The following is a 10949-nucleotide window of genomic DNA, read 5'->3' as shown; positions in this document are numbered from 1 at the left end:
GAATTTGGTGTCGTCCTCTATTCGCGACAAAGACCTGCGCAATCGCCTGACCAAGTCGAACGAGGGACTCAGGATCCAGTGGGGGTACCGTCGCCACTCCACGCATACCATCCGTACCAAAATACTTACGTTTATCATTCGCCATGAATAGCCTCTCTTTATTTACGACTCGCTCGAAGAGCGCTTTTAATACTAGCCTTTGATGGTGATACTTGAACCAGCTCGACTTGTTCTGGAAGCTGAACAGTAAACGGAAACTGAGTCATCTTCAAATCAAGCTCCGGATCACTCTCAAGACCATCTGGGATTTCTACTGATACTACGATATCTTCACTTTTCATTTTCTGAATAATTGGGCGGGGCCCCGTAACTTCTAGTGCTACAGTGCTTGGGGAAGGCGTCCAACGCTTTGAGAGCTCTTTACCAATTACAATCACTGGAATATCTGAGAACCGTCTTTCTCGAGTTACCGCGCGCACTCGAACGGTCACCGAGACCTCCTCTGGCTCAAAACGGAGAAATTTTCCCTGCTTACGAAGGGGCAGCAACTGCTCTCTATCCGTAGTGAGCTCACGCAAATCAATCTGCTGTGTACTGATGGTCTGTAATTCCTTCAGCTCTGTTTCAGGCCCTGTAACGAGGACTTCGGCGGGTGAAACGATTATATCTTCGAGTTGGTAATCTTTCTGGAGCGACCCAATTCGCGGGACTTCCACAGCGACCTTCTTTTGAATCAACGAATCAAGAACGAATTCCACCTCAGCTGGATCAATCCGAAGGATCTCTACGGTTGGAGGAAGAGAAAGCCCACTTTTTTCAAGCCGAGTGAGATAGCGATTCCCAACGCTGTCAGGAACCCTTACTTTGAAGGACATCGGCGTGCGATTTACGTCTGATAGAACATGAGAAGGAGCACGCAGGGTGATCTGTGCCTGTGGGGACTGTGGAAGCAGTACCATTTTATCACTAGGGAGGTTTTGCAGCTCCACCGGAACAATAAACGACATAACGGAGCGATTGCCTTGACCGTGCACAAAGTAAGCAAGCGCAACAGCTATGAGTACTGACCACAGTTTGAGGCTAAGATTTTTCATGCGCTCTCCCTCTGCGACCCTGCCACGGCTCCCTGTTTTGCACGAGCAGACAACAACAGATGCAACTCATCACGTAGTGAGGCCGCATCAATATTTCGCAGGAGCTTTCCATCTCGAACCAGTGTAATTGCGCCTGACTCTTCAGAGATTACGACGACGATAGCGTCACTGACTTCACTGATTCCGAGTGCTGCTCTGTGTCTTGTACCAAGGCTCGGATCCAAATCAGGATCAAAACTCAAAGGGAGCAAACAGCCTGCCGCTCTTATCGTTCCTCCATCAATCAAAACGGCACCGTCATGGAGCGGAGAGCCTTTGACAAAGATTCCATACAGCAGCTTTCGATTTAATTTCGCATCAAGAACTATCGCGTCCTCTAAGAAGTCGTCAAGTCCCACTTCCCGCTGAAAAACGATAAGGCCACCAAGTTTTTCACCCGCCATCTTCGAGCATACCAGTGTGATATCTTCAATCGCCCTATCATAGATTGGCTTTCGATCTTTTCGGAAAAACGGTTGAAGTCCAAACTTTGTGAGTCCTTTGCGGATTTCATCTTGAAAAATCACAACAACGACTAAAATGATAGAGCTCAGGAAGTTGCCAAGTATCCATCCGAGCGTTACTAGCCCCAAGGGTCGGGAGAGGAAATACAGAATAACGATAATTGTTAATCCTCCCAACATCGGGGCTGCGCGGGTTCCTCTGATGATGAGGAGTCCTCGATAGATGAGATAGGAAACAATAAGAATATCTAATGCAAAGCGTATGAGCTCCCAACTCGCGACCCCTGCGCTTGTCGAGCCAAGAAAGGTTGCCATATCAATGCTATTTCCTTGAACAATGGGAGGAATCCAGCTCGATAGCTGTTCCTGGAAGTTCAGAATGACACGATGCGTCGCCATAATATGCCATGCCCTCCCGATACATCCCCAAACACCAAATAAGGTAAAGCCTAGGCCTCAGTTGGATCAGGCTCTGTACCAGCTAATCCACCTTCTTTAGCAGATTCCTCTTCTTCCTTCTTGGTCGAATCCTCGTTGCTCGATTTGCTTTGAACCTCTTCTTGTGGAACGGGTGGGAGTTCTTCACCCTTCACTATTGCGTCGATGTCGTCAGCATTGAGTGTCTCTCGTTCGATTGCAGCCTTTGCAAGTCGATGCAAGGTATCAATATTTTCGTGAATAAGCTTCTCGGCAAGCTTGTAGCGATCGTCGAGAATTCTTCTCACCTCAGCGTCAATCTCTTCTTGGATTGCTTGTGAGAAATCAGAAGCGCGACCGACTTCTTTGCCCAAGAAGACCTCACCCTCGCGACTGGCGTATTGTATTGGGCCAAGCTTGTCGCTCATTCCCCACTCCCGCACCATCCGCCGAGCAATTTCTGTCGCGCGCTCGATATCGGATGCAGCTCCAGTATTCATTTCACCGAAGACAGCGAGTTCTGCCACACGTCCTCCGAAAAACACAGCGAGTTGATCCATCCAATAGGAACGGGAATACGTATGTTTGTCGTTTTCAGGCAGTTGTTGCATCAGACCCAAAGCCATACCTCTTGGTACGATAGTCAACTTATGAACGGGATCAGCATTTGGAAGAAGCTTCGCCACTAGCGCATGTCCAGCCTCGTGATAAGCGGTGGTTTCCTTCTCTTTCTGGGTAAGTAACATCGAGCGTCTCTCTGCGCCCATCATGACCTTATCTTTTGCGTACTCAAAGTCTTCCCTGCCGAGCTCATCTTTGTTGTTTCGTGCGGCCCACAGCGCAGCCTCATTGACCAGAATCTCTAACTCTGCTCCGGAAAAGCCTGGAGTTCCCCGTGCTATGACTTCAAGGTCAACATCTTCAGACAGCGGAGTGCGTTTGGCGTGGACCTTGAGAATACCAAGTCGTCCCTGAACATCAGGACGCTGAACTACTACTCGTCTATCAAAACGCCCTGGCCTTAAAAGAGCTGGATCAAGAACATCTGGGCGGTTTGTGGCTGCGATCAAGATTACGCCTTCGTTACTCTCAAAACCATCCATCTCAACCAGGAGTTGGTTAAGCGTTTGCTCTCGCTCATCATGACCTCCCCCGATCCCGGCCCCACGGTGCCGGCCCACCGCATCGATCTCGTCTATGAAGATAATGCACGGCGCATTTTTCTTTCCCTGGATGAAGAGGTCCCGAACCCGAGAGGCTCCCACCCCAACGAACATTTCGACAAAATCTGAACCTGAGATACTAAAGAACGGCACACCGGCTTCACCCGCAATAGCTCTCGCGATAAGAGTTTTCCCTGTTCCTGGAGGGCCAACAAGCAACACTCCTTTCGGTATGCGACCACCGAGCTTGGTAAATTTCTTCGGGTCCTTCAGGAATTCGATGATTTCTTGGACTTCCTGTTGAGCCTCACTCACCCCTGCCACGTCATCAAAGGTCACCTTCCGTTGATCTTCGGTGAGCAGCTTCGCTTTGCTTTTACCGAAGCTCATTCCTTTCCCAGCTCCAATTTGCATCTGCCGCATGAAGAATAACCACACGCCGATAAAAAGCAGCATTGGGAGAAGCGTAATGAATAGCTCAAGTGCCCAAGAACTTTCCGCAGGCTTACGAACCTCAAAATCTACATTCTTGGATATTAAATAGTCTGCCAGGTCATGATCTCTCGCGATCACTGATTCGAAAGGTTGCTGGTCAATGGTGACGCCTTTCACCATATCGTTTTCAATAACGACCTCGCGAACGACCCCCTCGTCGATGATCTCCAGGAATTGAGAGTATGGTACTGGCCTGTTTATTTCAGGCTGATTCATCACCCTGAATAGAGCCATGAATACGAAAAAGAGGACCACCCAAAAAACGGCATTCCGTGAATATTGATTCAAAATCCACCTCACATTTAAGAGAGCACCAACAACGCTGCTCTTTTCAGAGATTATCCCTGAATATCAGTTAATTATGGAGAGCTCTATCTTCTCCCAAAGCCGTCTCAGCCTCAAGTGCTAGGCCGGGATAACTCCTTTATTAAAAGATTCGATTTTCAGGGTCATTGGTGCACTTTTTTCCCTTTATTTCAGTCAATTAAACGCTATTAAGCCACAAAGAGCGAGTAAACCTTGAGGAAAGTAACGCCGAGCCTCCGAAAAGAATATCGTTCTAGTTCTGATTTTGATCCTGAACAAGAGCAATTTCCATTATTGGGCGCCATTCGAAAGAGCTGAGTCTGCCATCCACTCTCCCTCGTCTACTCCCCTCCATAGGTGGACGCGATAGCGAGTCCTCCCTTACGCCTTCTGATCTCAAGACCGCCTGGTAGCTGGATAGCCACCTCTCCTGATAGGAGGAAGTTTCTGAGACGAGCTGACGCCTCTCTTCCGAGAGGAGTCCGAGAATAAGGAAGAAAGAGAGACCGGAGCACCCTTTCTCCGATGGCTGGCGGGGAATCCCGGAGAATCTCTTTCACTCGGACAAGCCAGATTCGGTTACCAAAATCGAGCTCCTTGAGTAAGTCCTCAGCCACGGTCTTCGCAACTTCATCGAGCGCATCAAGCTCTTTCTCGATTGAGAGCGCTTGTTTTTTTAGGCTATGACTGACGCCTTTCCCGAATTCTTCTTCCAAAAAAGGAATCAGCGTACTTCGAACCAAATTTCGAAGTCGAGCGGTATCTTGGTTTGACTCATCCTCAACATGAGGAACATCAAAGGTATTTGCATACTGAACGATGTCCTCTTGGTTGAAGTGAAGGAACGGCCGAAGCGCCTTGAGTTGAAGATTCTCGGCACGGATAGCTCGGGGTTCCTTGTTTGAGAGAATTCGCATCAAGAATGTTTCGAGCAAATCGCCTCCGTGATGGGCAATGAATACCTGGTCATAGCCCTCTGTGTTCATAAGGTGCGTAAAAAAAGAATATCGTTCTCTCCGCGCCCATGCCTCCACGTTTTCACCAGAGTCAGGTGGAGTAAGACAGGTAGAAAAGAACGGGAGATGGAGACCTTCCGCATAGTGAGCGACAAACTTGGCATCTCGATACGCAGTCTCTCGAAGGGAGTGATTGACGTGAGCTATACCGATTCTGTTCGAGATGTCGGGCTGGCACTGGATATCTCGGAGGGCACGCACCGATGCATCAAGCAGGCACATGCTATCGATGCCCCCTGAGACTCCGAGCAAGAACTTGCCTGAATGGGTTGAGAATACCTCCGCCATTCGGTCAATCATGGGATGATGAGACAAAACCACTTCCTTCGTCATATATACAATACATTCAGTGGGTTACATTAGCTCTTGCGTTGGTCCTTACTCGGATTGTCTCCAAAAAAAGACCCCTCACGAGAACCAACGAATCTGTGTTATAAAACGCGAGTTGGAAAGCGTAAATGGAGACTTCCGAAATTACCTCTATGGATTCAATTCCTCATAAATCCGCAAAATCTTCAAACCAAAATAGCCATAGTACCAATCCGAGCCCGGTGTACAAGAGCTTACGCGAGGAGACCCTTTTTCTCTCACCTCAAATCCTTCAAGGAATGGCTGAGGAGCATTCACGCCCAGCTCACCTCAAAGACGAAGCGAAGGATATCGAACTTCCTCCGACCAGTGACTGGTCCGTTGGTCCTGAGACCGCGACAATTACCTTTAAGAAGCACCGCTTTCAGAACCTGAATCAACACGAAATTGAGCGGATACAGAGACCCCTTCCAATGGGAGTAGAAGTTCAGGCTGCATTCCATCTCGTCGATCAGACCCGTATTCTCGTATACGCACCGGACTATTCACAGCAAGAATTGGATGGGTTTAGTGCATTTCTAAGAGAAGAGTTGGGGTTTCACAATTCTGCCTTAATCGGGGTAAAAGATGCTACGGAGGCTCAGCACATTATGCGGAGAGCTGAGTTACGAGGCTCTCGAAGGGATGATTCCCTTGGAGTTGTTGTGAGAGCGATTCTTCCAGATGCGTTGGCGATTTCTCGAGTCAGTCTCAAGCACGAAGAAAATCATTCCACCCCGCATATACAGATCATCTATCGTCGACCAGGAATTGATAGCAGCATAGAGCAATCATATGCACGAGAGGTTGAGTGGGAGCTTGGTATTCCTGCCCGGCTCCATCTCCAGCCAGAGGAGTGGCTACGAGAACAGCTGGACTATGCACAGCACCCATTAATGAGAATTGAATCCGTTCGATTCTCAAGGGACCCGCAAGTGGGCAGAAATAAAGTTATCGCGCACACGATAATATTTGCTCCAGAGCGAGCGCTTCCCGAGATTCGCCCGTGGATACAGGCCACGGGTCAATCCTTGGGAATACGGATTGACCCGATTCTAAAACCGGTCAGCGATGCTTACTTTGACTTTGTTACTCGAGTGGGAAATAGAAGTACGGGGCGTTTAGAGCGTCCTGACCTACTTGGGAAGCTTCTTGATCAAGATTCCGAAGCAGACTTTTCTCCCGTCACCGTAAATATTCACTCATCGAAACAGTCTCGACTTGACCTTTCTCATCAACAAACTCTTGTGGTTGATCCGAGGCAAAGCTTGGACCGTGACGATGGGTTTTCGATTATGCGGGTTCCTGGCGGCATTCAGTTACAGGTGCATATCACGGATGTACCTGCGCTCATTCGGCTTGGTGGCGAGCAGTTCGATATCGGATTACGAAAAGCTTTCACCGTATATGGTCAAAAATCTATCGATCCACTGCATCCAAGGCGACTGGCACTTGAGGTGGGTTCTTTAAAGCAAGACCGAGTTCGTTTTACGTGGACGTTTCCATTTACCGTTCGGAATGGGCAGCTGACCGCTGATGCACCCAGAAGAAGCCTTATCCGAGTATCTCATGCTATTTCATACGATGATTTGTATGATGCTCTTATAAAGCCAGAACATTCCCTGGCAGAGCCAGCGCATCTCCTTAGCGAATTTCATGATCACGTTCAGCTCCGCACCGAAGAGCCTTTACTGGGGAAAAGAGCCGTCGGGACCGGAGATTGGAGCCATTCGCTCATTGCCAAAAACAACGTCCTTGTGAATGAAATGGTGGCCAATCTTATGTTTCATGAGTATCCGTCCATACCCTGGCTGTATAGAGCGTTTCAACCCCCGAGCGAGAAAGACGAACGATATGCAGACCGTGTATTGAAGGATTCAGGCATGGGGTTTATCGCTGAACAATTAGGCAGAGAGCACCGCCAGCGAGCTCTGCGCTTTGCTGAGCTGACTCGAGGTGCGGAAGATTTCTCTCCCCAAATTGCGCGTGTTATTGGAGAGGCGTTTTACACAACTACTCCAACACCACATGCGTTCTTCAATGGATTCTATTCACATTTTAGCTCACCGTTGAGACGTGGGAGCGATGTTGTCTTAGGGTACCAACTTTCACATGCCTTACTCGGGACCCCTGCACTCGATAGAGATTTTGTGGCCTCGTATGCCAACTATCTCTCGTATCAAAATCTCCTCGAAAGCCAAAGACACCGTGAGCTGCTGACAAAAGAAGAGCTCTCTCGGCACGAGCAACTGTTAGGAAAAACTTTTTTTGGTTCTCTCAGACATGTAACGAAGGATTGCGCTGTGATCGATGTTCCGGAGGTGGGAAGAGGCATCATACCGCGTGAAGACGGGACTATTGAGATGAGCCGTGCCAAACAGGAGGTTTATGATGTGCGGCGACGGAGAACGATATCAAGAGGAGATGAAGTTGGCATTTGCTATGAAACGGTCAATCTCTGGCGATTTCGTCCAGTCTTATCGCTGCGGCAAGAGTCAAAGGATCGCAATCAGAAGTAGAACAAACTTCGCTGTTAACCAGTTTCTCTAAATCTGTCGATACTTAACGCTCCAGCACCGCTATACATAACGGATATGGCACACGCCAGCATTACGATATCTTTACTCAGCAGTTGTCCTGAAGCGGAATAAAATCCAAAGAAATAGATGGTGCTGCAAAAATAAAAAGCGGCCAACATCGAACCCAAGGTGGTTAGAAAGCCGAGGATAAGCAGACCTCCCGCAAGGATCTCGCCATAGGGCAGAATAATGGCGTAGAGGGTGGCGATATGCTCTGGCAATGCATTCAGTTGCTGCATCTCTTCGGCGTAATACGAAATATTTTCAAGCTTGAGCACCCCGGCAAGGAGCAGATACCATCCGAGCGCCTGCCGAAGGAGTAAGGGGCCGTACAGCGAATTTCCTACTGGTTTATTCAGTTTTATAGCCATAGTGATCAACCTCCGCGGACCAAAAACCGCCACCGAAAGATAATAGCGAGAAAGATGGGATTTGGAAATAGGTTGTTTTTCTTGAGACACGGTCAGCTTCTTTGACCGTAATACGAGGGAAACAGGAGTTGCACTCTCTTCAGAGATGTAAAAACAATATGTTAAACCCATTACTTCGAGGAGGAGTATTCAGGCATGAATCAAGCAGTTGAAACTCTGGGAAATTCAGAACTACGAGACAAAGTACTCGCCGAGGTCAGGCGGTTTGTTTTTGGGCAAGAACAGCTTGTTGAGCGGCTTCTTGTGGCGCTTCTTTGTGAGGGCCATGTGCTTATTGAAGGAGTGCCTGGTTTGGCGAAAACCCGACTCCTTAATGTCTTGAGTTCCCTACTCTCGTGCTCCATGAAAAGAATTCAGTTTACTCCGGACCTCCTTCCCGCAGACATTACTGGAACAGAAGTATATCAAGTTTCGAGGGGGGAGTTCTCTCTTCGTAAGGGACCAGTGTTTACCAATATTGTATTAGCCGACGAGATTAATAGAGCGCCTGCAAAAGTTCAGTCAGCGCTTCTTCAAGCGATGCAAGAGAAAAACGTAACGATTGGTGATCAGACGTTAGAACTTCCACGACCGTTTTTTGTCTTGGCCACCCAAAATCCGATTGAACAAGAGGGAACGTACCCACTACCAGAGGCGCAACTTGATCGATTTCTCTTTAAACTCCTGGTGCAATATCCAGAGTACGCAGATGAGGTTCAAATGCTAAATACGGTGGGCTCGACCATTTCCGATCCACCTCTTCCGAACTCTGTCATCTCCGTAGAAGAGTTGACCAGTGCCTCTCGACGTTCCCTCGACATCTTTGTCGACCCGAAAATCGATGAATACATCGTGCGTCTCGTGCATGCGACAAGGGACCCAAAATCATTTGGCCTCGGAGATATCATCGAATGGGGCGCTTCTCCCAGAGCCAGCCTCGCCTTAAAACGGGCTGGTCGTGCACTGGCACTCATTCGAGGCAAAGATTTTGTCGGTCCTGATATTATCCAAGAGTTAGCGTCTGACGTACTTCGTCATCGAATAGTACTCTCCTTTGAAGCCGAAGCGAGAAATATCACTGCGGAAGAGGTCGTTACCAACATCGTTAAGGGAGTACCAGAACCGTGAAGCTGATTCGGTATCTGCGCGAACTCTGGAGAGGGCCGAGGCTGGAACATATATCAGACGAGGAGTCAGAAGCGTCTCATATCTTCAAAGCCAGAGTTCATGAATTACAGACCAAGCGGCTGATGTCATCACAGCTTACCGGAGACTATGCTTCGGCCTTTCTCGGACAAGGTTTGTCTTTTTCGGAGTTAAGAGAATACCAGTGTGGAGATGAACCTAGGCTCATCCACTGGGGAGCTACCGCGAGAATAGGAAAACCATTCGTTAAACTCTTCAAAGAGGAACGGCAGTTACGACTGATCATTCTGCTCGATACTTCACCATCGATGATGATGACCTCACGAAAGGAAAAAGCTCTGGAGTTCGCAAGCCTACTGATTAGTGTTGGTCAAAAAAACCGTGATCTCCTTGGGTTTTGCTCCTACGGAGCGCAACTTCATGACCTGTATCCTCCAGGAAACTCCAGGCCGCACTACCGACAAGTACTCCTCGCTCTCCAGACGGCAAAGTGCCATCGAGAAGTCGTTGACTTTGAGCAGATATCAACCGGTTTACGAGAGAAACTGAAGCAGCGTTCAGTGCTTATCTTCCTCTCTGACTTTGAAGATGCAAAGGAGACAGAGGGGCTCTCTCTGCTCGCTCGAATGCACGATGTTCTGTGCGTTCACATTTCTGGAGAGGCTCCTTCGAAGGAACATGGGCTCATGAAAGCATCAGATCCCGAGACTGGGGTGGTAAGATTGCTGGACTCTTCTTTGAATTCTCCGCTCTATCGAGAAGCTCAACAGAGAGAGGAACACCACTTTCTTCTCCTTAGTGAGATTTTGGGTCGAGCAGGAGTGGAACTCGTCCGCTATAGAACAAACGCGTTAGCAACCCTTGATGAAATTGCACACAGTAGAAGAGGGAGACGACACTGATGCCTAGCCCTGCTCCGACGCCTTTTGATATTATTGAACCGCACCAGTTGCCAATGGAAATACCGCTATCTGTCTGGCTATTAGCATCAGCCTCCATGCTTCTCCTTTCTCTCCTCACCTACTGGATAGTGACTCGTAGAGACAGAGGCGTTCCTCAGTTCTTAGAGGTACCGGCATTGATCATTGAGTTGAGAAAAGTTCTCGATGAGTTTGAGGCAACTGGCAGGAGAGAACTCATTCATCTTTTCGTAAAACTGGTACAGCGAGAACAACTGATATTAAGTGAAGAAGCGAAAGAACTCTTGGTTCAATTGGAGAAAAACAGATTTTCAGAGAAAAGTTCGGTCGAAGCGGAATTTCCTATGCGTGAGTTTCTTTCGATTCTATCGACGCAAGGCGGAATTCAAGGAGAAGCAAAAGCATGACGTCTGCATCCTTTGCATACCCATGGCTGGTGTTAGCCTTTCCGTTACTCGTTATCCTGCCATTCGTTCGCCGTGCGAAGTTCCAATATATTCCAGTCACTCGTTGTGTGCATCAATCGAACGGAGCAACACTCCGATTGAGGGC

At 48.4% G+C, this 10949-nt stretch carries 10 protein-coding genes; 4 read left to right on the top strand and 6 right to left on the bottom strand.

What is annotated here, in order from left to right; all coding sequences use genetic code 11:
- From glmM to tilS, 5 genes are all read right to left on the bottom strand, one after another.
- Positions 1-145 (bottom strand): phosphoglucosamine mutase (gene glmM / locus EBR25_10745; protein ID NBW41461.1); only part of this gene is annotated, 145 nt, incomplete at its 3' end.
- 13 nt (positions 146-158) lie between these two features.
- Positions 159-1094 (bottom strand): hypothetical protein, encoded by a 936-nt coding sequence (locus EBR25_10740; protein NBW41460.1) that lies wholly within the window; start codon positions 1092-1094, stop codon positions 159-161.
- On the bottom strand, positions 1091-1996 hold the full coding sequence (locus EBR25_10735; GenBank protein ID NBW41459.1) for a TIGR00159 family protein: 906 nt from the start codon (positions 1994-1996) through the stop codon (positions 1091-1093). Before EBR25_10735 ends, EBR25_10740 begins: the two co-directional genes overlap by 4 nt.
- Before the next feature lie 50 nt (positions 1997-2046).
- On the bottom strand, positions 2047-3960 hold the full coding sequence (locus EBR25_10730; GenBank protein NBW41458.1) for an ATP-dependent metallopeptidase FtsH/Yme1/Tma family protein: 1914 nt from the start codon (positions 3958-3960) through the stop codon (positions 2047-2049).
- 359 nt (positions 3961-4319) lie between these two features.
- The gene (gene tilS / locus EBR25_10725; protein NBW41457.1) at positions 4320-5327 is read right to left on the bottom strand and encodes a tRNA lysidine(34) synthetase TilS; all 1008 of its coding nucleotides are present in this window, start codon (positions 5325-5327) and stop codon (positions 4320-4322) included.
- A 125-nt stretch (positions 5328-5452) separates the two neighbouring features.
- Here tilS and EBR25_10720 point away from each other — a divergent pair, with 125 nt between their 5' ends.
- On the top strand, positions 5453-7861 hold the full coding sequence (locus EBR25_10720; GenBank protein NBW41456.1) for an RNB domain-containing ribonuclease: 2409 nt from the start codon (positions 5453-5455) through the stop codon (positions 7859-7861).
- Positions 7862-7875: 14 nt separating this feature from the next.
- Here EBR25_10720 and EBR25_10715 read toward each other — a convergent pair whose 3' ends face one another.
- A complete protein-coding gene (locus EBR25_10715) occupies positions 7876-8463 on the bottom strand; it encodes a DoxX family protein (protein NBW41455.1) in 588 nt (195 codons plus the stop codon).
- A 24-nt stretch (positions 8464-8487) separates the two neighbouring features.
- On the opposite strand from EBR25_10715, the gene EBR25_10710 reads away from it, so the two are divergent.
- Genes EBR25_10710 through EBR25_10700 form a run of 3 tightly spaced genes read left to right on the top strand, consistent with a single transcriptional unit; the run spans position 8488 to position 10804 of the window.
- The gene (locus tag EBR25_10710; protein ID NBW41454.1) at positions 8488-9459 is read left to right on the top strand and encodes an ATPase; all 972 of its coding nucleotides are present in this window, start codon (positions 8488-8490) and stop codon (positions 9457-9459) included.
- On the top strand, positions 9456-10379 hold the full coding sequence (locus tag EBR25_10705) for a DUF58 domain-containing protein (GenBank protein ID NBW41453.1): 924 nt from the start codon (positions 9456-9458) through the stop codon (positions 10377-10379). The genes EBR25_10710 and EBR25_10705 overlap by 4 nt, the downstream gene beginning before the upstream one ends.
- A complete protein-coding gene (locus EBR25_10700; GenBank protein ID NBW41452.1) occupies positions 10379-10804 on the top strand; it encodes a hypothetical protein in 426 nt (141 codons plus the stop codon). The genes EBR25_10705 and EBR25_10700 overlap by 1 nt, the downstream gene beginning before the upstream one ends.
- The last annotated feature ends 145 nt before the right edge of the window (positions 10805-10949 follow it).

Source organism: bacterium, assembly GCA_009926305.1.
Classification (GTDB): Bacteria; Bdellovibrionota_C; UBA2361; order UBA2361; family RFPC01; genus RFPC01.
Note: the sequence above shows the minus strand (reverse complement) of the source record. Positions and strands in the feature narration are given on the sequence as shown.